This window comes from Mycolicibacter sp. MU0083 (assembly GCF_963378075.1).
Lineage (GTDB): Bacteria > Actinomycetota > Actinomycetes > Mycobacteriales > Mycobacteriaceae > Mycobacterium > Mycobacterium kokjensenii.
The window spans coordinates 1,239,887-1,264,811 of record NZ_OY726394.1 but is presented as its reverse complement, the minus strand read 5'-3'; the positions used below and the strand labels follow the sequence as shown (position 1 = coordinate 1,264,811).

Annotated in this window: 17 protein-coding genes and 3 rRNA genes; 6 read left to right on the top strand and 14 right to left on the bottom strand. The window is 64.8% G+C overall.

The features are described from left to right. Positions 1-27: 27 nt before the first annotated feature. Positions 28-2,610, bottom strand: coding sequence for an alpha-glucan family phosphorylase (gene glgP / locus RCP38_RS05960; RefSeq protein WP_308476214.1), 2,583 nt, complete (start codon positions 2,608-2,610; stop codon positions 28-30). A gap of 181 nt (positions 2,611-2,791) precedes the next feature. On the opposite strand from glgP, the gene glgB reads away from it, so the two are divergent. Continuing rightward, on the top strand, positions 2,792-5,008 hold the full coding sequence (gene glgB, locus RCP38_RS05955) for a 1,4-alpha-glucan branching protein GlgB (RefSeq protein ID WP_308476213.1): 2,217 nt from the start codon (positions 2,792-2,794) through the stop codon (positions 5,006-5,008). A 40-nt stretch (positions 5,009-5,048) separates the two neighbouring features. On the opposite strand, the gene RCP38_RS05950 is transcribed toward glgB, so the two are convergent. Both RCP38_RS05950 and RCP38_RS05945 read right to left on the bottom strand, forming a co-directional pair. Further along, a complete protein-coding gene (locus RCP38_RS05950) occupies positions 5,049-5,960 on the bottom strand; it encodes a tetratricopeptide repeat protein (protein WP_308476212.1) in 912 nt (303 codons plus the stop codon). 144 nt (positions 5,961-6,104) lie between these two features. Then, complete coding sequence (locus RCP38_RS05945; RefSeq protein ID WP_308476211.1) at positions 6,105-7,286, bottom strand: acetyl-CoA C-acetyltransferase; 1,182 nt, start codon at positions 7,284-7,286, stop codon at positions 6,105-6,107. Positions 7,287-7,368: 82 nt separating this feature from the next. Here RCP38_RS05945 and mce point away from each other — a divergent pair, with 82 nt between their 5' ends. After that, entirely contained in the window at positions 7,369-7,857 is a 489-nt protein-coding gene (mce, locus tag RCP38_RS05940; RefSeq protein ID WP_308476210.1) for a methylmalonyl-CoA epimerase, read from the top strand. Position 7,858: 1 nt separating this feature from the next. Here mce and RCP38_RS05935 read toward each other — a convergent pair whose 3' ends face one another. The 3 genes from RCP38_RS05935 to nucS are packed head-to-tail and all read right to left on the bottom strand — an operon-like array spanning position 7,859 to position 9,990. Beyond that, entirely contained in the window at positions 7,859-8,155 is a 297-nt protein-coding gene (locus RCP38_RS05935) for a hypothetical protein (protein WP_308476209.1), read from the bottom strand. Between the two features lie 20 nt (positions 8,156-8,175). Further along, entirely contained in the window at positions 8,176-9,270 is a 1,095-nt protein-coding gene (locus RCP38_RS05930) for an NADH:flavin oxidoreductase (RefSeq protein WP_308476208.1), read from the bottom strand. Positions 9,271-9,315: 45 nt separating this feature from the next. After that, positions 9,316-9,990, bottom strand: a complete 675-nt coding sequence (gene nucS / locus RCP38_RS05925) for an endonuclease NucS (protein WP_308476207.1) — start codon at positions 9,988-9,990, stop codon at positions 9,316-9,318. 47 nt (positions 9,991-10,037) lie between these two features. Here nucS and RCP38_RS05920 point away from each other — a divergent pair, with 47 nt between their 5' ends. Next, entirely contained in the window at positions 10,038-11,642 is a 1,605-nt protein-coding gene (locus RCP38_RS05920) for an adenylate/guanylate cyclase domain-containing protein (RefSeq protein ID WP_308476206.1), read from the top strand. Positions 11,643-11,649: 7 nt separating this feature from the next. On the opposite strand, the gene glsA is transcribed toward RCP38_RS05920, so the two are convergent. Next, complete coding sequence (glsA, locus tag RCP38_RS05915; protein WP_308476205.1) at positions 11,650-12,921, bottom strand: glutaminase A; 1,272 nt, start codon at positions 12,919-12,921, stop codon at positions 11,650-11,652. Between the two features lie 93 nt (positions 12,922-13,014). On the opposite strand from glsA, the gene RCP38_RS05910 reads away from it, so the two are divergent. Continuing rightward, on the top strand, positions 13,015-14,514 hold the full coding sequence (locus tag RCP38_RS05910; protein ID WP_308476204.1) for a DNA-3-methyladenine glycosylase 2 family protein: 1,500 nt from the start codon (positions 13,015-13,017) through the stop codon (positions 14,512-14,514). Beyond that, on the top strand, positions 14,511-15,002 hold the full coding sequence (locus tag RCP38_RS05905) for a methylated-DNA--[protein]-cysteine S-methyltransferase (protein WP_308476203.1): 492 nt from the start codon (positions 14,511-14,513) through the stop codon (positions 15,000-15,002). Before RCP38_RS05910 ends, RCP38_RS05905 begins: the two co-directional genes overlap by 4 nt. 72 nt (positions 15,003-15,074) lie before the next feature. Here RCP38_RS05905 and RCP38_RS05900 read toward each other — a convergent pair whose 3' ends face one another. From RCP38_RS05900 to murA, 5 genes are all read right to left on the bottom strand, one after another. Continuing rightward, entirely contained in the window at positions 15,075-16,100 is a 1,026-nt protein-coding gene (locus tag RCP38_RS05900; RefSeq protein WP_308476202.1) for a PE-PPE domain-containing protein, read from the bottom strand. A gap of 475 nt (positions 16,101-16,575) precedes the next feature. Continuing rightward, positions 16,576-16,688, bottom strand: a 5S ribosomal RNA gene (rrf, locus tag RCP38_RS05895). Positions 16,689-16,829: 141 nt separating this feature from the next. Next, a 23S ribosomal RNA gene (locus RCP38_RS05890) occupies positions 16,830-19,949 on the bottom strand. A gap of 355 nt (positions 19,950-20,304) precedes the next feature. Continuing rightward, positions 20,305-21,839: ribosomal RNA gene (locus RCP38_RS05885) — 16S ribosomal RNA — on the bottom strand. The 16S, 23S and 5S rRNA genes sit together here, the layout of an rRNA operon. Positions 21,840-22,110: 271 nt before the next feature. Next, on the bottom strand, positions 22,111-23,364 hold the full coding sequence (gene murA, locus RCP38_RS05880; RefSeq protein WP_308476201.1) for a UDP-N-acetylglucosamine 1-carboxyvinyltransferase: 1,254 nt from the start codon (positions 23,362-23,364) through the stop codon (positions 22,111-22,113). Between the two features lie 123 nt (positions 23,365-23,487). Here murA and RCP38_RS05875 point away from each other — a divergent pair, with 123 nt between their 5' ends. After that, positions 23,488-24,078 (top strand): cob(I)yrinic acid a,c-diamide adenosyltransferase, encoded by a 591-nt coding sequence (locus tag RCP38_RS05875; protein WP_308476200.1) that lies wholly within the window; start codon positions 23,488-23,490, stop codon positions 24,076-24,078. Positions 24,079-24,102: 24 nt separating this feature from the next. On the opposite strand, the gene RCP38_RS05870 is transcribed toward RCP38_RS05875, so the two are convergent. Next, positions 24,103-24,546: a DUF2550 domain-containing protein gene (locus RCP38_RS05870; RefSeq protein WP_308476199.1), complete on the bottom strand. Its 444-nt coding sequence runs from the start codon at positions 24,544-24,546 to the stop codon at positions 24,103-24,105. A 13-nt stretch (positions 24,547-24,559) separates the two neighbouring features. Further along, positions 24,560-24,925: a F0F1 ATP synthase subunit epsilon gene (locus tag RCP38_RS05865; protein WP_308476197.1), complete on the bottom strand. Its 366-nt coding sequence runs from the start codon at positions 24,923-24,925 to the stop codon at positions 24,560-24,562.

Sequence of the window (24,925 nt, the reverse complement as noted above, 5' to 3'; positions counted from 1 at the left end):
TGCTCACGCCGGGGCGGGCGCGGCCCCTCACGCCAGCGTGACCAAACCCAGTTCGGCATCGCCGGCCAGTAGCGGGTGGCACGGCAAAACCCGCACCGTGTAGCCCACCGCTCCGGCCACCGGCAGCGGACTGGTGGTGGAGAACACCTCGGTCCCGTCGCCGCCGGTACGAAGGTGCGGCATCGTCACGGTGACCGGATCCAGCAGAGTGTCACCGGAATCCACCCGCCCGAGCACCGCCTGAACCGTCACCTCGTCGGGCCGCAGCCCGGCCAGGCGCACCGATGCGGTCAGCGTCAGCTCAGATCCCAGCCACGGCGCGTCGGGCAATCCGGTGCTGTCGACTTCGGTGATCTCGATCTGCGGCCAGGCTGCGGTCGCCCGACGCCGGTAGTCGGCCAGCCGGCGCGCCGCGCCATAGGGCACGCCGTCGATCGGTTCGCAGGTGCGTCGCGACGACTGCGCGGCCGGGGTATAGCACTGCACGACGTAGTCGTGCACCATCCGCGACGCGAGCACCTTCGATCCCAACGTCTGCAGCGTGTGATGCACCATCTCCATCCAGCGCGGCGGCACACCGCGGTCGTCGCGGTCGTAGAACTTCGGCACCACCGACGTGCTCAGCAGGTCGTAGAGCGCCGCGGCTTCCAGATCGTCGCGGCGGTTCTCGTCGGCGACCCCGTCGGCGGTCGGGATCGCCCAACCGTTACGGCCGTCGAACCACTCGTCCCACCAGCCGTCACGAATCGACAGGTTGAGGCCCCCGTTGAGGGCACTCTTCATGCCCGACGTGCCGCATGCCTCCAGGGGCCGCAGCGGATTGTTCAGCCACACATCACATCCGGCGTAGAGCCGCCGCGCCATCGACATGTCGTAGTCGGGCAGGAACGCGATCCGGTGCCGCACCTCCGGACGGTCGGCGAACCGCACGATCTGCTGGATCAACGCCTTACCGTCTTCGTCGGCCGGATGGGACTTACCGGCGACGATCAACTGCACCGGGCGCTGCTCGTCGAGCAACAGCTGCTCCAGTCTGGCGGGATCGCGCAGCATCAGCGTCAACCGCTTGTACGTCGGCACCCGGCGGGCGAATCCGATGGTCAGCACGTCCGGATCGAATGCGGTTGTTATCCAGCCTAATTCGGCTTCCGATGCGCCGCGGTCCAGACCCGACTGCAACAGCCGCAACCGGACCTCGTCGACGAGCAGGGCGCGCAGCCGGGACCGGATCGACCACAGCGCTTCGGGCTCGACCTGCTGAAGCCGCTGCCAGGCCGCCGGCTGGCTGAACGAATCGGGTTCAGCCAGGTCCCCGCTCAACTGCAACCACGGTGCCGCAGCCCAACTGGGCGCATGCACGCCGTTGGTGATCGACCCGATCGGCACCTCGTCGGCGTCGAAACCCGGCCACAGATCGTTGAACATGCCCCGGCTGACGCGTCCGTGCAGTCGCGAGACACCGTTGGCACGCTGCGCCAACCGCAACCCCATGTACGCCATGTTGAACGTGTCGGGATCGTGTTCCACACCCAGTTCCATGACCCGGTCGACGGGTACCCCGGCGACCAGCGCGTCACTGTCGTCGTCGAAGTAGCGGCGCACCATCTCGGCCGGGAACCGGTCGATACCGGCCGGCACCGGGGTGTGTGTGGTGAACACCGTCGCGGCACGCACCACCGCCAGCGCGGTGTCGAAATCCAGTTCATGCTCGGCGATCAGCTCACGAATTCTCTCGATGCCGAGGAATCCCGCGTGGCCCTCGTTCATGTGGAACACCTCGGGAGCGGGCATCCCGTGCAGCCGGCTGTACTGCCGGATCGCGCGGACACCGCCGATTCCGGCCAGGATCTCCTGGCGGATCCGGTGTTCCTGGTCGCCGCCGTACAACCTGTCGGTGATCCCGCGCAGGGAGCGGGGATTCTCACCGATGTCGGAGTCCAGCAACAGCAGCGGGACCCGGCCCACCTGCGCAACCCAGATTCGTGCCCGCAACCGGCCGGCGCCGGGCAGCGCCACCTCGATCAGGACGGGTTTGCCGTCGGTGTCCACCAGCAGTCGCAGCGGCAGGCCCTGCGGGTCCAGCGACGGGTAGGTCTCGCGTTGCCAGCCGTCGGCGGTCAGCGCCTGACGGAAGTATCCGGACCGGTAGTACAACCCGACCGCGATCAACGGCACACCCAGGTCCGACGCCGACTTCAGGTGATCGCCGGCCAGGATTCCCAGCCCGCCGGAGTAGTTGGGCAGTGCCTCGGCGACACCGAACTCCATTGAGAAGTAGGCGATGGCCGCGGGCAGCTCGGCATCACTGTCCTGCTGATGCTGGTACCACCGGGGTCGGCTCAGGTACGCCGTCAGCTCCGCCGACAAGGAGTCCAACCGCGCGGTGAAGGCGTGGTCGACGGCCAGCTCGTCGAGTCGCGCCGGGCCGACTGCGCCCAGCAGCGCCACCGGGTCACGGCCGCAGGCGTCCCACAGTTCGGGATCGATGGCGGCGAACAACTCTTGCGTCGGCTGGTCCCACGACCAGCGCAGGTTCATCGACAACGGCTCCAGCGCCAGCAGCCGCTGAGGCAGGTGGGCGCGAACGGTGAACCGGCGAAGGGCCTTCACCGGCATCACCTTACCCAGGGGCCGGCGAGGTTGGACGATGACGAAGCGGTCGCCTGGTACCGGCCGGCACGTCGAGACGGTTAACGTTGGCGCAGACAGCCCGACGAGGAACGACGACGACGAACGGAGTGCGGTGCCTGGCCGAGTCGAGGTCGGCCCACACCGAATTGCTATGCCGCCGATGAACACCGAGATGCGCAATCTCGCGCCGGCTCCAGCCGATCTGGCCCGCCTGCTCGCGGGCGAGCACCACGATCCGCATGCCATCCTGGGGGCCCACGAATACGGCACGACCACCGTGGTACGTGCGCTGCGGCCACGTGCGCGCCGCATCGCGGTGATCGTCGGCGGGGACCGCTTCGTCATGCACGATCTCGGTTCCGGCTTGTTCGCGACCGTGCTGCCGTTCACCGGTGTCGTCGACTACCGACTCGAGGTGCACTACGCCGAAACGGCCCGGTTCGCCGAACCCACCGGGGTGCACACCGTCGCCGACGGATACCGCTTCGCGCCGACGCTGGGCGAGCTGGATTTGTACCTGTTCACCGAGGGACGCCACGAGCGACTGTGGGAGGTGATGGGAGCCCATCACCGCAGTTACACCACACCCGACGGCGAGGTATCCGGGGTGTCGTTCGCGGTGTGGGCACCCAACGCCATCGGAGTCAGTCTGATCGGCGATTTCAACGGATGGGCCGGCGACGACGTGCCGCTGCGGTCGCTGGGATCGTCCGGGATATGGGAGTTGTTCTGCCCGGAGTTTCCCGCCGCGGGTCTCTACAAGTTCCGTGTGCACAGCACCGACGGTGCCGTCAGCGAACGCGCCGACCCGTTCGCCTTCGCCACCGAAGTGCCGCCGCGCACCGCGTCGGTCGTCACGTCCAGCGACTACGCCTGGAACGACGCCGCTTGGATGACGCAGCGGGCGGCCCGGGATCCGGTGACCGAGCCGATGAGCACCTACGAGGTGCATCTGGGTTCCTGGCGGCCCGGGCTCGACTACCGCGGCCTCGCGGTAGAACTCACCGAATACGTGGTGCGACAGGGCTTCACGCACGTGGAGTTGCTCCCGGTCGCCGAGCACCCGTTCGGCGGGTCGTGGGGCTACCAGGTGACGTCCTACTACGCCCCCACATCTCGGTTCGGTACCCCGGATGATTTCCGGGCGTTGGTCGACGCACTGCACGGCGCGGGTATCGGCGTCATCGTGGACTGGGTTCCGGCGCACTTCCCCAAGGACGACTGGGCACTCGGCCGATTCGACGGAACGCCGCTTTACGAGCATTCCGATCCGCGGCGCGGCGAGCAACTCGACTGGGGCACCTACGTCTTCGACTTCGGCCGGCCGGAGGTCCGCAACTTCCTGGTCGCCAACGCGCTGTACTGGCTGACCGAGTACCACGTGGACGGCCTGCGGGTGGACGCGGTGGCATCCATGCTGTACCTGGACTATTCGCGGCCGGACGGTGAGTGGACCCCCAATATCCACGGTGGGCGCGAGAACCTGGAGGCGGTGCAGTTCCTGCAGGAACTCAACGCCACCACGCACCGGGTCGCGCCGGGCATCGTGACCATCGCCGAGGAGTCCACGTCGTGGCCGGGCGTCACCCGGGATACCGGCCTTGGCGGCCTGGGTTTTTCGATGAAGTGGAACATGGGCTGGATGCACGACACGCTGGCCTACCTGGGGCACGATCCGGTGCATCGCAGCTACCACCACCACCACATGACGTTCTCGATGCTCTACGCGTACAGCGAGAACTACGTGCTGCCGATCAGCCACGACGAGGTGGTCCACGGCAAGGGCACGCTGTGGTCGAGGATGCCGGGCGACGACCATCTCAAGGCCGCCGGACTGCGCACACTGCTGACCTACCAGTGGTCGCACCCGGGTAAGCAATTGCTGTTCATGGGACAGGAATTCGGCCAGCGCAGCGAATGGTGTCACGAACGCGGCGTGGACTGGTTCCAGCTCGATCCCGAGGTCGAACCGGACGGCTACTCCGCCGGCATCCTTCGTCTGGTCGCCGATCTCAACACCCACTACCGGTCACTCCCGGCGCTGTGGACCCAGGACACCGACCCGCGAGGCTACTCCTGGATCGACGCCAACGATTCCACCAACAACGTGCTGAGTTTCCTACGCTTCGGCACCGACGGCTCGGTGTTGGCCTGTGTGTTCAACTTCGCCGGTGTCCCGCACACCGACTACCGACTGGGGTTACCCCGCGCGGGCCGTTGGCGCGAGGTGCTCAACACCGACGCGGTCGGGTACCGCGGTCGCGGCGACGGCAACCTGGGCGGCGTCGATGCCATCGATCAGCCCTGGCACGGCAGGCCGGCGTCGGCGGCGCTGACGCTGCCGGCCCTGTCGGCGCTGTGGCTGGCACCCGACTGACCTGCCGGCGTCCGGCCGCTCCCTCGAAGACTCGCCGGAATCAGTACAGCGCGTTGGCCAGGTTGCGCCGGCCGGCCACGACCTCCGGATCGGCGGGGTCGAACAACTCGAACAGTTCCACCAGTCGGGTCCGCACCGTCGCGCGGTCGTCGCCGGCGGTCCGCCGCACCAGCGCGATCAGCCGGTCGAATGCCGCCGTGACGTCCTGGTTGAGGATCTGCACGTCGGCGGCTGCCAGTGCCGCCTCGATGTCGGACGGGTCGGCGTCGGCCTGCGCGAGCGCATCGGGCTGCCGGCCGGTCGCCCGCTCCAGGAACGTCAGCTGACGCAGCGCCCCCTTGGCCTCCGCGTGGTTGGGATCGGAGTCCAGCAACGTTTGATACGCGACGCGAGCCGCCGCGAAGTCGCCGGCGTCGAGATGCTCGCGTGCCTGCGCCAGCACCGGATCGACTTCTTCGGGCTGCTCGGGGTCGGCGCCCCCGGAGAGCTTGCCCGCGGTGGCCGACACCAGCGAATCGACCCAGCGACGCAGCTGGTCGGGCGGCTGGGGGCCCTGGAAGCTGGTGACCGGTTGGCCGGCGGCCAGCGCCACCACGGTAGGTACGGCGTCTACCCCGAACACCTGCGCCACCCGTGGCGCGACATCGACGTTGACGGTGGCCAGCGCCCACTTGGCCCTGCCGTCGGCGTTGTCGGCCTGCGCGAGCGCGGCCAGGGTATCGGCCAACTGAATGCAGGCCTCACTGCGCGGGGACCACAGCAGCACCACCACCGGCACCTGGTTGGACCGGACCAACACCTCGTCTTCGAAGTTGGCCTCGGTGATCTCGGTGGCGCCCGGCGGGGCCGCGGCGCTGCCGGCGCCGCCGGCGGGTTGAGCCGGCTGCTTGAGGCCGGACAGATCCACTGCTCCGGCCAGAGCCGGTCCGATCGAAGGTCGAGGACGCGTCACGCCGTCAAGTCTGTCACGCCGCCCCGCAGCCACGCCGAGGGCCGCCGCCTGCCCGCCGCCCACCGCTATGACCAAGATCACAACACGGCGGCGCGACGGGACGGCTCCGAGCCCCCAGCAACCTACGCAAGCGTAGGGAGATCGCTAGCCGGCGCGCAGGATCAGCGCGTCACCCTGGCCACCGGCACCGCACAGCGCGGCGACCGCATACCCCGAACCACGCCGCTTGAGCTCGAGGGCGGCGTGCAGGGTGATGCGCGCCCCGGACATCCCGATCGGGTGGCCCATCGCGATCGCGCCGCCGTGCACGTTGACGACGTCGGGGTTCAGTCCCAGTTCCTTGGTCGAGGCCAGCGACACCGCCGCGAACGCCTCGTTGATCTCCACCACGTCGAGCTGGTCGGCCGAGATGCCCTCGCGTTGCATCGCCTTCTTGATGGCGTTGGCCGGCTGGGACTGCAGGGTCGAGTCCGGACCGGCCACGTTGCCGTGCGCGCCGATCTCGCAGAGCCAGTCCAGGCCCAGCTCCTGCGCCTTGGCCTTGCTCATCACCACCACCGCGGCGGCACCGTCGGAGATCTGCGACGACGAGCCGGCGGTGATGGTGCCGTCGGAGCGGAAGGCCGGCTTGAGCCCGCTCAGCGATTCGGCGGTGGTGTTGGCCCGGATGCCCTCGTCCTCGGCGAACTCCAGCGGATCCCCCTTGCGCTGCGGGATCTTCACCGGCACCACCTCATCGGCGTACACGCCGTCTTTCCACGCCGCGGCGGCCCTACGGTGCGATTCGGCGGCGAACTCGTCCTGCTCGGCGCGGGTGAACTTGTCGGTGTCGTTGCGCTGTTCGGTGAGCGCGCCCATCGGCTGGTCGGTGAAGACATCGTGCAGGCCGTCGTAGGCGAGGTGGTCGCGCACCGTCACGTCGCCGTACTTGTAGCCCGAGCGGCTGTCCAGCAGCAGGTGCGGGGCCTTGCTCATGGACTCCTGCCCGCCGGCGACGACGACCTCGAACTCACCGGCGCGGATCAGCTGGTCGGCCAGGGCGATGGCGTCGATCCCGGACAGGCACATCTTGTTGATGGTCAGGGTCGGCACGTCCCAGCCGATCCCGGCGCCCACCGACGCCTGCCGTGCCGGCATCTGACCGGCACCCGCGGTCAGGACCTGCCCCATGATCACGTACTCGACCAGCGACGCGGGTACCCGCGCCTTCTCCAACGCCCCGGCGATGGCGATGGCACCCAGGTCGGTGCCGGAGAAATCCTTCAGCGAACCCATCAGCTTGCCGATCGGGGTCCGAGCCCCAGCAACGATCACCGATGTCGTCATGACTACCTCCCGGGCGGGTTTGAAGGGCCGATCTGTCCGGTCGGCTCAGCGCGATGTTTCCGCTCAGGTTACCGTTACAACTATGACGACCGAATCCGTCGCTGACTCCTTTGAGGCACGACCCGCCCTGGCCTCGGCCTTGGTGACGGCGATCGACCATGTCGGTATCGCGGTCCCGGACCTGGAAGTGGCCAAGAAGTGGTACCACGACCAGCTCGGGATGATCGTGCTGCACGAAGAGGTCAACGAGGAGCAGGGCATCGTCGAGGCGATGCTGGCGGTTCGCGGCGCGCCGGTCGGCAGTGCCCAGATTCAGCTGATGGCTCCGATCGACGACTCATCGACCATCGCGAAGTTCCTGGACAAGCGCGGCCCCGGTCTGCAGCAGCTCGCCTACCGCACCAGCGACATCGACGCTCTCTCCGAGCGGCTGCGCGAGCAGGGCGTGCGCCTGCTCTACGAGGCACCGCGGCGCGGTACGTCGAACTCGCGGATCAACTTCATCCACCCCAAGGATGCCGGGGGCGTGCTCGTCGAACTGGTCGAGCCGGCCGCCGAGTCGGCCCACTGATTCAAGACCACTTGCGGGTGGGGCCCCGATTGTGGCGGTTGGCCCAGCACGGCGTGTGCCAATGCCTGCGGTCGTCACCGGCCTCTTCACCGAGATCGGCCGGCCACACCACTACATGGGCTATGCCGCAACGGATTTCGTGATCACATCCGGGGCAGCGATACACCTTTAGCGCCCGCGACCCGGCGATCGACAGCACCACGTATTCATAGCCGTCCGGCCCGGTCTCCACGCGTTGTTGCACCGGCAGCGGCCGGAACGGTTGTTGCCGACGCGAAGGACTGCGACGACGGGCCATACCGGCCAGCCTAATGACGATCAGGCAAGGGCGGACAGGGCGGCGACGACGTCGTAGCCGGCGAAACCGTCCAGGTTCCCGTCGCGCAGCCGATTCACCCAGGTCGGGTCGGCCAGCAGGGCACGCCCGATCGCGACGACGTCGAACTCCCCGGCGTCGAACTGTTCGACCAGCCGGTCGACCGGCGCGGGCGCGATCAGCTCGCCCTTCTTCTCGCTGCGGAACTGCGTTTCCAGACCGACCGAACCGACCGCGATGACGGGCATCCCGGTGACCTTCTTGGTCCATCCGGCCAGGCTCAATTCGCTGTCGTGCTCCGGGAAACCGGGTACGTAATGCCTGCGCGTCGACGGGTGCAGCACATCGACGCCTGCGTCGATCAACGGCGTGAGCAGTTCGTTCAGCTGTGTGGGATCGTCGACCAGCGACGCCGCGTAGTCGGTGCCCTTCCACTGTGAGAACCGGAAGATGATCGGATAGTCCGGGCCGACCGCCGCACGCACCGCCGCCACCACTTCGGCCGGGAACCGGGTCCGCTCGGCCGCCGAACCGCCGTAGCCGTCGGTACGACGGTTGGTGCGTTCCCAGAAGAATTCGTCCAACAGGTAGCCGTGGGCTCCGTGGATCTCGACCGCGTCGAAGCCGAGCTGTTGTGCGGTGACCGCACTGTCGGCGTAGAGCTGTGCCATCGCGGGAAGCTCGTCGGTGCGCAGCGCGCGGCCACGCGGCTGACCGTGCCCGTCGATGCCCGACGGGCCGACGGGTTCCACCCCGTCGTCGTCGCGCCGCTCGACGCCCTGGTGCCACAACTGCGCCGCGATCGTGGCGCCCTCGGCGTGCACACCGTCGATGACTCGGGTCCAGCCCCGTAACGCTTCGTCGCCGGCGATCGTGGGAATGCTGGCGGGATATCCCGCGGCGGGATCGGGCAATCGGATGCCCTCGGTGATGATCAGCCCGACACCGCCGGCCGCTCGCTTGCGGTAGTACTCGGCGACGTCGCTGCCGGGCACGCCGTTCGGCGACGCCTGGCGCGTCATGGGCGCCATCGCGAACCGGTTGGGCACGGTCAGCGAGCGCACCGTCAGGGGCTGGAAAAGATCATCGACTGCCACAGGTTCCTCCAACGCGCAACTGCGCGTTCCTATTCCGGCGAAAGGTCAGAACAGTCGGTATTCGTCGCTGTCCATGCCGCGCATCGCATCATAATCCAATGTCAGACAACGGATACCGCGGTCGGTGGCCAGTGTGCGGGCCTGCGGCTTGATCTGTTGGGCGGCGAACACTCCGCTGACCGGCGCAAGCAGGCTGTCCCGGTTGAGCAATTCCAGATAGCGCGTGAGCTGTTCCACACCGTCGATCTCGCCGCGCCGTTTGATCTCGACCGCGACCGCGCGGCCCTTTTCGTCACGGCACAGCAGATCGACCGGACCGATAGCGGTCATGTACTCCCGGCGCACCAGCGAGTAGCCCTCGCCGAGGAGTTCGACGTGTTCGGCCAGCAGCATCTGCAGTTGCGCCTCCACGCCGTCTTTCACCAGTCCGGGGTCGACGCCCAACTCATGGCTCGAGTCGTGCTCGATCTCCTCGATGGTGATCCGCAGTTGGTCGCCGGTCTTGTTGTTCGCCACCACCCACACCGGATACTCGCCGCCGCTCTCCTCGACGAGCCGGCACGGCGGACTCATCCAGTTCAGCGGCTTATAGGCACGGTCGTCGGCGTGCACGCTGACCGATCCGTCGGCCTTCAACAGCAGCAGGCGTCGGGCAGAGGGCAGGTGTGCGGTGAGCCGTCCGACGTAGTCGACGGTGCATTGGGCGATCACGAGTCGCATCCGAACCACCTTAAAGCCCGCAGTCGACCAATTATTCTTACGCCACGATGAAGCCGCCGAAGACGATCGCGCAACGCCTGGGCCGCATTCTGGAATTGCTCACCCGTCAGAGCGGTCGGCTGACCGAGACACCCGAATACGGCTCCTGGCTGCTCGGTCAGGTATCGGAGAGCCAATACCTGCGCCGGATCCGCATCCAGTTCATCCTGACGGTCGTCATCGTCGGGACGAACCTGCTCGGCGTCGCGGTAGAGGCACTACTGGTGACCGTGGCGTTCCCGGTACCCAGCATCTTCAGCGACGCGCCACTGTGGTTGACCTTCGGCATCGTTCCGGCCTACGTCGTCACGGCACTGATCGTCGGCACCTACGGCATCACCCGGCGCACCATCAAGAAGTTGAGTTGGGCCATCCGGGAACGCCCGCCCACCCGCGAGGACGAGCGCAACGCCTTCCTGACCCCGTGGCGGGTAGCACAGGTGGTGCTGGCCTTCTGGGGCGTCGGCACCGCGTTGTTCACCGTGTTCTACGGGCTGCACGACACGATCTTCATTCCGATCATCGGGTTCACCGTGAGCATCTGCGGCATCATGGTGGCTACCGCCTGCTATCTGTTCACCGAGTTCGCGCTGCGCCCGGTAGCGGCCCAGGCGTTGTCGGCGGGCCCGCCACCGCGGCGAATCCTGTCGGGTGTCATGGGCCGGACCATGATGGTCTGGTTTCTGACCTCCGGGGTGCCGATTCTGGGTATCGCACTCACCGCCCTGTTCGCGGTGGTGCTGAAAAACCTGACCCTGACACAGTTCGGGATCGCGATCTTCATCGCTTCCCTTACGGCCCTGGTCTTCGGTTTTCTGTTGATGCTGATCCTGTCGTGGCTCACCGCGACTCCCGTGCGCGTGGTGCGTGCCGCCCTCAAGCGCGTCGAGCAGGGCAACCTGCAGGGCGACCTGGTGGTGTTCGACGGCACCGAACTCGGCGAGTTACAGAGCGGCTTCAACGCGATGGTGCACGGCCTGCGGGAGCGTGAACGGGTTCGCGACCTGTTCGGCCGGCACGTCGGGCGCGAGGTCGCCGCAGCCGCAGAACGCGACCAGATCCAGCTCGGTGGCGAAGAGCGCCACGTCGCAGTCATCTTCGTCGATATCGTCGGTTCGACGCAGATCGTGACCAACAAACCGGCCACCGAAGTCGTCACGTTACTGAACCGGTTCTTCGCGGTGGTCGTCGACGAAGTCGACCGTCACCAGGGTCTGATCAACAAGTTCGAGGGAGACGCGACGCTGGCGATCTTCGGCGCCCCCAACCACCTCGATCAGCCCGAGGGCCAGGCACTGGCGGCGGCCCGGGCCATCCTGTACCGACTGGCCGACGAAGTACCGGAGATCAAGGCCGGAATCGGTGTGGCCGCCGGGCAGGTCGTCGCCGGAAACGTCGGCGCCAAAGAGCGTTTCGAATACACCGTGATCGGCGAGCCGGTCAACGAGGCCGCCCGATTGTGCGAATTGGCCAAAACCCTGCCCCGGCCACTGCTGACGACGGCGAAGACCGTCTACGCCGCAGACCTCGACGAGCAGGCCCAGTGGGTGATGGGCGACTCGATCGTGTTGCGTGGCTACGAGCAGCCCACCGTGTTGGCCGGCCCGCTGTGATCGGCGCTCAGGCCCCCGGCCGCGCCGCATCCAGCGCGTCCTCGACGGTGCTGAACACCAGGCCCGCGTAGGCCGCGGGATCCGGCGTCACCGAACCGCTGGGATCGACGAGCAGCCCCTGCTTGCCCAGGGTTCGCAGATCCTCCGCCAACCCCGCCAGCAACCCACGGGCCGGCTCGCTGATGGTGTGCAGCCGCGAGACATCCAGGATCGCGGTGCCGAATTCGCCGCAGTCACGCGTCGCGGTGCGGGCCACCTGTTCGGCGCCGGCGAACAACAGGTCACCGTGCACCTCGTAGACCCGAACTCCCGGACGCGGGGTGTACACGCCGCGAATAGCGGCGTGGGCCTCACTGCTCACGGTCAGGAAATGCAGTCCGAGTTGTTGGGAAAGGCTGCGGCACACCAACATTCCGCGCACGCTGTTGCCCTTGCCGTCGATTCGCGGCGAATAGACACCGATACCGAGCTGACCGGGCAGCACCGCCACGATGCCGCCGGCCACCCCGCTCTTGGCCGGCATGCCCACCGCACTCACCCAGGCCCCGGCGGCGTCGTACATGCCGCAGGTCACCATGACCGACAGTGTTCGCCGCACCACGGCGGCATCGGTCACCTGCCGCCCGGTCAACGGGTTCAGGCCGCCGCGGGCCAGCGTGGCCGCCATCCGGGCCAGATCGGTGCTGGTGACTTTCAGGGAACACTGGCGGATGTAGAGATCCAGCGCCTCGTCGGGATCGGCGCCGAGCGCACCGAAGCTGTCCAGCAGGTAGGCGATCCCGCGATTGCGACTACCACTGGACCGCTCGGAGCCATAGACCTGCGCGTCGAAGTCCAGGGTTCGGCCCGCGCACGCGCTGTAGAACTCCCGCAGGAGGTCGAATCGGTCGCCGACGGTCTTGCCCGGGATCAGGGAGCAGGCCACGATGGCTCCCGCGTTGATCATCGGATTCTTCGGGACATTGGTGACCTGGTCGACGCTGATCTTGTTGAAGCCCTCACCGGAGGGTTCGACACCGACTCGTTGATCGACCTCGGCCTGGCCGAGCTGGTCGAGCGCCAACGCATAGGTGAACGGCTTCGAGATCGACTGCATGGTGAACTGCACGTCGGCGTCGCCGGATTCGTAGACATGACCGTCCGATGAGGACAACGACAAACCGAATCCGGTCGGATCGACCCGGGCCAGCTCGGGAATGTAGCTCGCCAAGGCGCCGTCGTCGACCCCGGCGTGTTCGGCGAGAATCCCGTCCAGATACCGCTGCACCAGTGCCGCCACGTCCCGATGCTAGCCCGGGCGACATGCGCCGTCGGGCACTGTTCTGTCGTTTTCCCGCTAGTACTGCTGCCGCCGCCGTGCCATCGTGGATACGTGTACGACGACTTCGACCGCTGCTACGGCGCTGTGAAGTCCAGCGATGCCCGCTTCGACGGTTGGTTCATCACCGCGGTCCACAGCACCCGGATCTACTGCCGCCCCAGTTGCCCCGCCCGGCCACCGCTGCCGCAGAACGTCACCTTCTACCCCACTGCCGCTGCCGCCCAGCGGGCCGGCTTCCGGGCGTGCAAACGCTGCCGGCCCGATGCCGCACCGGGTTCTCCCGAGTGGAACGTCCGCGGCGACGTCGTGGGGCGGGCGATGCGGATGATCGCCGACGGCGCCGTCGAGCGCACCGGTGTGAACGGACTCGCCGAGAGCCTCGGCTACTCGGCCCGCCAGCTACAGCGGCTGCTGCAGGCCGAGGTCGGTGCCGGACCGTTGGCGTTGGCCCGCGCACAGCGCACCCAGACCGCCCGGATCCTGATCGAGACCACCGACCTGCCGTTGTCCGACGTCGCATTCGCCGCCGGCTTCGCCAGCATCCGCCAGTTCAACGACACCGTTCGGGCCGTGTGCGCCACCACGCCCACCATGCTGCGCAGCCGCGCCACCGCGCGGTCGCGCACCCGGACCGACCATGACTCTCCCGGCGTGCTGACCCTGCGACTGCCGGTCCGCACGCCGTTCGCGTTCCGGGGTGTCTTCGGGCATCTGGCGGCCTGCGCGGTATCCCGCTGCGAGGAGATCCGCGACGGCGCCTTCCGGCGAACGCTGCGGCTCCCCCACGGCAACGCCGTCGTCGGGCTCCGGCCTGCCGCTGACCACGTCCGGTGCCGGATCGCACTCGACGATTTCCGCGACCTCACCGCCGCCATCGCCCGCTGCCGCCGCCTACTCGACCTCGACGCCGACCCGCAAGCCATCGGGGAGGCTCTCGGCACCGACCGCTACTTGAAGCCGCTGATAGCCCACGCGCCCGGACAACGCATCCCCCGCACCGTCGACGAAGCCGAACTCGCCATCCGGGTCCTGCTGAGCCAACAGGTGTCGCTCAAGGCGGCTCAAACCCACACCCGGCGCCTCGTGGCCGCGTACGGCGATCCGATAGTCGACCCCGAGGGTGGGCTCACACACGTGTTCCCGACCGTGCAGCGCCTCGCCGACCTCGATCCCGACCGCCTGGCGCTTCCCCGGACCCGTCGACGCGCCTTCGCAGCCCTGGTCGCCGGCTTGGCCGACGGCCGCCTCGACCTGAGCGCCGGCGCCGACTGGGACCGCGCCCGCCACGAGTTGACCGCGCTGCCGGGAGTCGGCGTCTGGACCGCCGAGGTCATCGCCATGCGGGGCCTCGGCGACCCCGACGCCTTTCCCGCCACCGACTTGGGCGTACAGGCCGCCGCACGCCACCTCGGACTGCCAGCAGGCCCGTGGGCGCTGATCAGCCACGGGACCCGCTGGCGGCCGTGGCGCTCGTATGCCACCCAATACCTTTGGAGCGGGCTCGACCATGCCGTGAACGTCTGGCCGCCGGCCTCGAAGGAGAGCGCATGACCTGCCACCGCATCATCGACAGTCCGATCGGACCCCTGACCCTGGCCGGCACCGACAGCCGGTTGAGCCATCTGCTGATGCTCGACCACGCCCACGCCCCCAGCCAGATCGGTTGGGTACGCGACGACGCCGCGTTCCCGGACGCGGTCGAGCAATTGACGGCCTACTTCGCCGGTGATCTCACCGAGTTCGATCTGGCCTACGAGATGACCGGCACCGACTTCCAGAAGCGGGTCTGGACCGCCTTGCTGACCATCCCCTACGGCCAGACCCGCTCGTACGGGCAGCTCGCCGACCAGATCGGGGCACCCAACGCCTCCCGCGCGGTCGGCCTGGCCAATGGCCGCAATCCGATCTCGATCATCGTGCCGTGTCATCGGGTGATCGGCAGCAACGGCAGCCTCACCGGGTACGGCGGCGGTATCGAACGCAAGCGGACGCTACTCGACCTGGAGCGGCTGCACAGCCAGCCCGCCCTGTTCGAGTGACCCCGGAAAACGGAACCGGGGCCGGAACCACCCAACGGTGATTCCGGCCCCGGATCTCGGGTTGCAGCGGGTTTAGACGTCCGCGTCGATGTCGATCGGCAACAGCTCGACCGGCTCCGGCATCTCGTACTCCGTCGTGTCCTGGAACGCCGCCAGGAAGGCCGACAGACCGGTCAGCGATTCCTCCAACGTCGGGGTCGGCGAGTCCAGGTAACCGGCCAGGTAGCCCTCGTTGATGATCCCCAGCAGCGACGGGTGGTCGTTCAGCCCGTAGATGTGGTAGGTCTCCGGGTCCAACCAGCTCATGAACGAGTTGCCGATGCCTTCGAGGACGGCCTTGCCCAGCGCCTCCAGCAGGTCGCCGAACTCGATGTTGGGCGGCAGGAAGCTGTCGCTCGGGGTCACCTCATCGATGTTTCCGGGCGGCCAACCGTGCTCCAGGCTGCCGTAGCCCAGGTTCACCAGGACCCGGGTGGCCGGCTCCAACAGCTCGTAGAGCGGCATGCCCAGGATCGGGATCAGCTGCACCGGCGCCAGCAGCGGCAGCAGGTCGTTCTCGATCATGTGGAACGTGGTCAGCGAGTCGGGGTCGCCGACCGACAGCTCGACGGCGTTCTCGATCTGCTCCGGGGTGGCACTGGCGTAGATCGAGTGCCCGTAGATGAAGCCGAGCGACGAGTTCAGTTCCGCCAGCGGGTTGTTGTAGATCGGCTTCACGCCGACCGAGTCGTACTCGTAGTTGTAGACGTCAGTGTGGTACGCGCCCAGGTCCACCCGGGCCGCGGCCATCGAACCGATCGTCACGATCCGTACGAGCTCGTTGGAGACGTTGTTGTCTTCCAGCCACTCCACCAACCGGGAGGCGATGCCACCGCTCTGCGAGTACCCAAAGACCACGATGGGGTTCTCGGCACTCACTGCGGGCGAATCCTCGTAGCCCTCCAGTTTGTCACCGTTGAGCAGCGTGGCGATCGAGTTCTGCAGCTCCGCCAAGCCGACCGAACTCGAGGTCGCGCTCCGGTTCTCCGGCCCCCACTGCGAGTACAGGTCGCCGGTGAAGCCGTGCGGCTTCAGGAACAGGTCACTGATGGCCTCCATGAATGGTTCCGTGGGCTGGGGAATGCCGGTACCGCCCATGATCAAGGCAATACCGCCGCCCAAGTCCTCGCCGTTGCCAGTGAGAACGTAGGCCGGCGACTGGGTGGTGATGGATTGTGCAACTGCTGGGGCACCCGCGAAGACACTGCCAGCGACGACAGTGGCAACAAGCGGTAAGCAAGCTTTAACTCGCATGCGGTTCCTCCTGTTAACTTCCTTAATGGAACCTAAAAGATAGCGCGTAGTGACGCGCATCGCAACACGAATCGGACTGTGATTGGGGCCGAGGAAACCACCGCCCACCAGCACACTGCCGGCGCACCGACCGGTCGCCCAAAAGCCCACTTCGCGAGTCTATGAAACCGTCCGCATGTTCGCTTTTTCGGATCAGCACGGCATCCGAAGTCGCCGATATTTGTGTTGGGGGAATGGGAAACGCCCCCCGACGGTGTCGGGGGGCGTTTCTTTAAATTGTGTTCGGCGGTGTCCTACTTTTCCACCCGTGTGGGCAGTATCATCGGCGCTGACAGGCTTAGCTTCCGGGTTCGGGATGGGACCGGGCGTTTCCCTGTCGCTATTTCCGCCGTAACTCTATTTTTTTGTGGTGGTGGGCCGGCCACACGCGTGTGGTGTGGTGGTGGGCCTACCGGGTCACCAAAGTGTGTTTGGTGGCGGGGTGTGGCTTGATTCGTGGTGTGTGGTTGCGGGCAACACGTTTGTGTTTCTTTGTGTTGTAAGTTTTCGGCCGGTTAGTGCCAGTTCCCTGCACACCTTGCGGTGCTTCCAGGTCTGGTCTATCGATCCCGTGGTCTGCGGGGGGCCTTATCCCTCTAAAAGGGTGAGAATCCTGGTCTTGGAGTAGGTTTCCCGCTTAGATGCTTTCAGCGGTTATCCTGTCCGAACGTAGCCATCCAGCCGTGCTCCTGGTGGAACAACTGGTACACCAGAGGTTCGTCCGTCCCGGTCCTCTCGTACTAGGGACAGGTTTCCTCAAGATTCTGACGCGCGCGGCGGATAGAGACCGAACTGTCTCACGACGTTCTAAACCCAGCTCGCGTGCCGCTTTAATGGGCGAACAGCCCAACCCTTGGGACCTGCTCCAGCCCCAGGATGCGACGAGCCGACATCGAGGTGCCAAACCATCCCGTCGATATGGACTCTTGGGGAAGATCAGCCTGTTATCCCCGGGGTACCTTTTATCCGTTGAGCGACACCCCTTCCACTCGGGGGTGCCGGATCACTAGTCCCGACTTTCGTCCCTGTTCGACGTGTCAGTCTTACAGTCAAGCTCCCTTGTGCACTTACACTCAACACCTGATTGCCGTCCAGGTTGAGGGAACCTTTGGGCGCCTCCGTTACATTTTAGGAGGCAACCGCCCCAGTTAAACTACCCACCAGGCACTGTCCCTGAACCAGCTTCATGGTTCGAAGTTAGAGGTCCAATACGATCAGAGTGGTATTTCAACAACGACTCCACCCACACTGGCGTGCGGGTTTCACAGTCTCCCACCTATCCTACACAAACCGCATCGAACATCAATACCAAGCTATAGTGAAGGTCCCGGGGTCTTTTCGTCCTGCCGCGCGTAACGAGCATCTTTACTCGTAATGCAATTTCGCCGAGTCTATGGTTGAGACAGTTGAGAAGTCGTTACGCCATTCGTGCAGGTCGGAACTTACCCGACAAGGAATTTCGCTACCTTAGGATGGTTATAGTTACCACCGCCGTTTACTGGGGCTTAAATTCTCAGCTTCACCCCGAAGGGTTAACCGGTCCTCTTAACCTTCCAGCACCGGGCAGGCGTCAGTCCGTATACATCGTCTTGCGACTTCGCACGGACCTGTGTTTTTAGTAAACAGTCGCTTCTCACTGGTTTCTGCGACCCCCTCCCGCTGCCGGCCGCGAAGGCCATGACGGTATGAGGGTCCCCCTTCTCCCGAAGTTACGGGGGTATTTTGCCGAGTTCCTTAACCATAGTTCACTCGTACGCCTTGGTATTCTCTACCTGACCACCTGTGTTGGTTTGGGGTACGGGCCGTGTGTGTGCTCGCTAGAGGCTTTTCTCGGCAGCATAGGATCACCGAATTCGCCGCAATCGGCTATGCATCACCTCTCGGAATATATGCCAGACGGATTTGCCTATCTGACTTCCTACGGGCTTGCCCCAGTATTACCACTGACTGGTACGGCTACCTTCCTGCGTCACCCCATCGCTTGACTACTACCCACCCGGGTCCCACGCAGCCGGCAGAAGCTCTCACCCGAAGGATCAAGTCATCCACCATTTGGGTGGTTAGCAGAATGGATTCATCAGGGACGCCCACACACGGGTACGGGAATATCAACCCGTTGTCCATCGACTACGCCTGTCGGCCTCGCCTTAGGTCCCGACTCACCCTGGGAGGACTGGCCTGGCCCAGGAACCCTTGGTCTTTCGGCGGGCAAGGTTCTCACTTGCCTCATCGCTACTCATGCCTGCATTCTCACTCCCACACCCTCCACCACTAGATCACTCTGTGGCTTCACCGGATGCAGGACGCTCCCCTACCCAATACTTACGTATTGCCGCGGCTTCGGCGGTGTGCTTGAGCCCCGCTACATTATCGGCGCACAATCACTTGACCAGTGAGCTATTACGCACTCTTTCAAGGGTGGCTGCTTCTAAGCCAACCTCCTGGTTGTCTAAGCGACTGCACATCCTTTTCCACTTAGCACACGCTTTGGGGCCTTAGCCGGCGATCTGGGCTGTTTCCCTCTCGACGCACGGAGCTTATCCCCCGCCGTCTCACTGCCACGCTTACACTCACCGGCATTCGGAGTTTGGCTGACGTCAGTAACCTAGTAGGGCCCATCGGCCATCCAGTAGCTCTACCTCCAGTGAGAAACACGCAACGCTGCACCTAAATGCATTTCGGGGAGAACCAGCTATCACGGAGTTTGATTGGCCTTTCACCCCTACCCACAACTCATCCCCTCAGTCTTCAACCTAAGTGGGTTCGGGCCTCCACGCGGTCTTACCCGCGCTTCACCCTGGCCATGGGTAGATCACTCCGCTTCGGGTCCACAACACGCCACTACACCAGCTCCTACGAACTGGATACGCCCTATTCAGACTCGCTTTCGCTACGGCTACCCCACACGGGTTAACCTCGCGACGTGCCGGTGACTCGCAGGCTCATTCTTCAAAAGGCACGCCATCACCCCACCACAAGGGAGGGCTCTGACGGATTGTAGGCACATGGTTTCAGGTACTATTTCACTCCCCTCCCGGGGTACTTTTCACCATTCCCTCACGGTACTAATCCGCTATCGGTCATCGAGTAGTATTCAGGCTTACCGGGTGGTCCCGGCAGATTCACAGCAGATTCCACGGGCCCGCTGCTACTCGGGAAACATCACAAGGCAGGTGTCGGATTTTCACGTACCGGGCTCTCACCGTCTACGGCAGACCATCCCAGGCCACTTCCGCTAACCACAACACTTTCTCACTGCCCTCCGGTCGAGTAGAACCAGAAGCAACGCTCCCACAACCCCGCACACACAACCCCTACCCGGTATCACATGCATACGGTTTAGCCATCCTCCGCTTTCGCTCGCCACTACTCACGGAATCACATTTTGTTTTCTCTTCCTACGGGTACTGAGATGTTTCACTTCCCCGCGTTACCTCCCCACCGGCTATACATTCACCGGTTGGTGACACGACATCACTCGTGCCGGGTTTCCCCATTCGGACATCCTCGGATCCACGCTCGGTTGGCAGCTCCCCGAGGCATATCGCAGCCTCCAACGTCCTTCATCGGCTCTCGATGCCAAGGCATCCACCATGCGCCCTTAAACACTTACAAATCACAAAAACCAAGAAACAAAAATTGCAAAACAAACAAGAAAACTTGCTTGTTAGATGCTCGCAACCACTATCCACAAAACAAACACCACACCCCACCACCAAGATGGAGCGACAACACACCCACCCCCCACAAGGGAGCGACTACAGGCCTGTTGCCTCAGGACCCAACAGTGTGCCCAGCCAAAGCCGGCCACCAGAAACCCCGAAGGACCCCTGGCGGTTGATGATCAAAGCTGTTGCTGTTCAAAAAATATCTGCACCACCGGACACCCACTACAGGCGCCGGCAAACCTATCCCAACCACCATGAATCCCACACTCTTGCAGGGATGGGGGAAAAAAGGTGCTCCTTAGAAAGGAGGTGATCCAGCCGCACCTTCCGGTACGGCTACCTTGTTACGACTTCGTCCCAATCGCCGATCCCACCTTCGACGGCTCCCTCCACAAGGGTTAGGCCACCGGCTTCGGGTGTTACCGACTTTCATGACGTGACGGGCGGTGTGTACAAGGCCCGGGAACGTATTCACCGCAGCGTTGCTGATCTGCGATTACTAGCGACTCCGACTTCATGGGGTCGAGTTGCAGACCCCAATCCGAACTGAGACCGGCTTTAAAGGATTCGCTAACCCTCACGGGATCGCAGCCCTTTGTACCGGCCATTGTAGCATGTGTGAAGCCCTGGACATAAGGGGCATGATGACTTGACGTCATCCCCACCTTCCTCCGAGTTGACCCCGGCAGTCTCTCACGAGTCCCCACCATAACGTGCTGGCAACATGAGACAAGGGTTGCGCTCGTTGCGGGACTTAACCCAACATCTCACGACACGAGCTGACGACAGCCATGCACCACCTGCACACAGGCCACAAGGGAACCGACATCTCTGCCGGCGTCCTGTGCATGTCAAACCCAGGTAAGGTTCTTCGCGTTGCATCGAATTAATCCACATGCTCCGCCGCTTGTGCGGGCCCCCGTCAATTCCTTTGAGTTTTAGCCTTGCGGCCGTACTCCCCAGGCGGGGTACTTAATGCGTTAGCTACGGCACGGATCCCTAAAGGAAGGAAACCCACACCTAGTACCCACCGTTTACGGCGTGGACTACCAGGGTATCTAATCCTGTTCGCTCCCCACGCTTTCGCTCCTCAGCGTCAGTTACTGCCCAGAGACCCGCCTTCGCCACCGGTGTTCCTCCTGATATCTGCGCATTCCACCGCTACACCAGGAATTCCAGTCTCCCCTACAGTACTCTAGCCTGCCCGTATCGCCCGCACGCCCACAGTTAAGCTGTGAGTTTTCACGGACAACGTGACAAACCACCTACGAGCTCTTTACGCCCAGTAATTCCGGACAACGCTCGCACCCTACGTATTACCGCGGCTGCTGGCACGTAGTTGGCCGGTGCTTCTTCTGTACCTACCGTCACCCCAAGAAAAATCCCGGAGCTTCGCCGATACTGAAAGAGGTTTACAACCCGAAGGCCGTCATCCCCCACGCGGCGTCGCTGCATCAGGCTTGCGCCCATTGTGCAATATTCCCCACTGCTGCCTCCCGTAGGAGTCTGGGCCGTATCTCAGTCCCAGTGTGGCCGGACACCCTCTCAGGCCGGCTACCCGTCGTCGCCTTGGTAGGCCATTACCCCACCAACAAGCTGATAGGCCGCGGGCCCATCCCACACCGCAAAAGCTTTCCACCACACACCATGAAGCGCGCGGTCCTATTCGGTATTAGACCCAGTTTCCCAGGCTTATCCCAAAGTGCAGGGCAGATCACCCACGTGTTACTCACCCGTTCGCCACTCGAGTACCCCCGAAGGGGCCTTTCCGTTCGACTTGCATGTGTTAAGCACGCCGCCAGCGTTCGTCCTGAGCCAGGATCAAACTCTCCAAACAAAAACCATTTGGAAACAATCCCAAAACATCAGTCAAAAACTGACATCAAAAAAACAACCACACCCCCAACACGGGGCGCTGAAAGTGTGGCAAACAACAACAAACAAAAACCACCAAACACACTATTGAGTTCTCAAACAACACGCCCGGCTTCAGGCAACCCCGCTACTATACTAGCTGGCCGAAGTTGTGTCAACTCCGAATTTTTCGGGGCTTCCGGAAGGACTTCCAGACTGCTGGTCGTTCCGCTCCTGCGGCCCGCCTGCTCGACCTATATTACACGTTCTATCTCAGCACCCAAATCGCCTAGATACTCGACGAACATCGGGTACCCGCGGTCGATGTGAAAAACGTCGTGGACCTCGGTTTCTCCGTCTGCCACCAGGCCCGCGAGCACCAAGCCGGCGCCGGCACGGATATCGGATGCCCAGACCGGTGCGCTCGACAGTTGCGGCAGTCCGCGCACCACCGCGTGGTGTCCATCGGTACGCGCATCGGCGCCCAGGCGGATCATCTCCTCCACGAACCGGAACCGGGCTTCGAAGACGTTCTCGGTGATCATCGACGTACCCTCGGCGACCGCCGCCAGGCCGATGGCCATCGGCTGCAGGTCGGTGGGGAATCCGGGGAACGGTAGCGTCGCGACGTTGACGGCCTTGGGCCGCTCGTACTGCACGACCCGGAACCCGTTGTCGGATTGGGTCACGGTGGCTCCGGCGTCGTGCAGCTTGTGCAGCACGAGCTGCAGGTGCGACGGGTCCACCCCGGTCACGGAGATATCCCCCCGGGTCATCACTGCGGCGATAGCCCAGGTGGCTGCGACGATGCGGTCCCCGATGACCTCATGCTCGGTCGGATACAGCCGCGGGACACCGGTGATCTTCAACGTCGCCGATCCGGCGCCTTCGACCTGGGCGCCCATCTGGTTGAGCATCATGCACAGATCGACCACGTCGGGCTCGCGCGCCACGTTGTGGATGGTCGTGACCCCCTCGGCCAGGACCGCAGCCATCAGGATGTTCTCGGTGGCACCGACCGATGGAAACTCCAGCTGGATTTCAGCACCGTGCAGCTTCTCGGCGTGGGCAACCACACAGCCGTGTTCGATGTTGCAGGTCGCACCGAGTTGGCGCAGGCCGGCCTGATGCATATCGAGCGGCCGGGAGCCGATGGCGTCCCCACCCGGGAGCGCGACCTTCGCCCGCAGACAGCGGCCGACCAGCGGCCCGAGCACGCAGACCGACGCGCGGAACTGCCGCACCGCGGCGAAGTCGGCGTCGTACTTGGGCTCGTCGGGCGACGTGATCCGAACGGTCGTACCGTCCAACTCGACGTGCGCGCCGAGTCCGCGCAGCACCTCGGCCATCAACGGCACGTCGAGGATGTCCGGGCAGTTGGTGATGGTGCTGGTGCCCTCCGCCAACAAAGTGGCAGCCATCAGCTTCAGGACGCTGTTCTTGGCACCGCCGACAGCGACCTCACCGGACAACCGGTTACCCCCGGTAACCACGAAACGCTCACCCACCCGCATCAGTGTAGTTACGACAACCGCCCGTTCCCGAACAATCCGGGCTCTTAGGCCGCCGGGAGCCGATCGGAACCCGATCGGGCGTTGTCACCGAATGTTCACCCCGGTACGGTTTGGGCTATGGCTGTGCACATCACACGCGTTTACACCCGGACCGGCGACGACGGAACGACCGGCCTCAGTGATTTCTCCCGGGTGCCCAAGACCGATCCCCGGCTGGTCGCCTACGCCGATGTCGAGGACGCGAACGCCGCGATCGGCGTCGCGCTCGCCCTTGGCAAGCCCGACGAGGCGCTCAACGCCACACTGCTGCAGGTTCAGAACGACTTGTTCGACACTGGCGCAGACCTGGCGACCCCCATCGCCGAGGACCCCAAGTATCCGCCGCTCCGGATCACCCCCGACTACATCGACCGGGTCGAAGCATGGTGTGACGAATACAACGAGAAACTCGAACCGCTGAACTCGTTCATCCTGCCGGGGGGATCACCGCTGTCCGCGCTGCTGCATGTGGCCCGCACCTCGGTGCGCCGCGCGGAGCGCTCGGCATGGGCTGCCCTCGACGCCTACCCGGACGGTGTGTCCGTGTTACCGGCGAAATACCTGAATCGCTTGTCCGACTTGATGTTCGTGCTCTGCCGAGTGGCGAACACCGACGGCGACGTGTTGTGGAAGCCGGGTGGCGACCGCAGTGACCGGCCGGAAAAGTAAAGGGCGCCAAGGCGTCCGAAGATTTCAGTAGCTGTTGCGTCGGGTGCGCGGCGACGGCCGGGCCTCCACCCACGACAGGAATGCGGTACGAGCACCGCGGTCTAAGGCGATCTCGAACCCGGCGCGCCGGTCCTGGCTGGCGTCGCACAGTTCGAGGACCACGATCTCATCGGTCATGATGTCGAACTCGTCGCCGCGCGGCGGCCGGCGCGATACCACGTCCACGCCGCGCCGGCTCAAGCGGCGGTCCGGCCACAGCCGAACGCTGGACAGTCGGTAGAAGGCGGCTTCGCCGCCCCGGTAACGAATGACGCCGTGGCGCCAACCATGGCCGCCGACCGCGGGCAGATCACGCATGATCGCCGCGGTACCGCCCCGGCGCAGCTTCCACAGCCGGTAGCTCAAAGCCACCACTGCGGATAAGAGCACGCCGACGAGCACGACCATGTACATCATGGGCGTGCTCATCGGTCCATGCCTATTAGTCGATCACACCCAGGGCGCGCAGCCGGGCCCTGCCCTGCGCCGCCGTCTTGGGGTCATTGGACGCAGCCTCGTGCCGGGCGGTCGCCTCGTCGATCTCCGCTGCGAAATCGACCGATTCGGCCAGAATGCTGACACCTTCGTCGGTCACCGACAGGAACCCGCCGTGGACGGCGAGCCGCAGCTCGTCGTCCTCGACACGGTCCACACGCACCATGGCGTCATCGACGAGCTCGGCAACCACCGGGATATGCCCCGGCAGGATGCCGATCTCACCGACGGTGGTCCGAGTAAAGATGAATGTGGCCTTGCCCGACCACACCTTGCGGTCCACCGCGACGATGTCGACGTCAAGCTCTGCCAT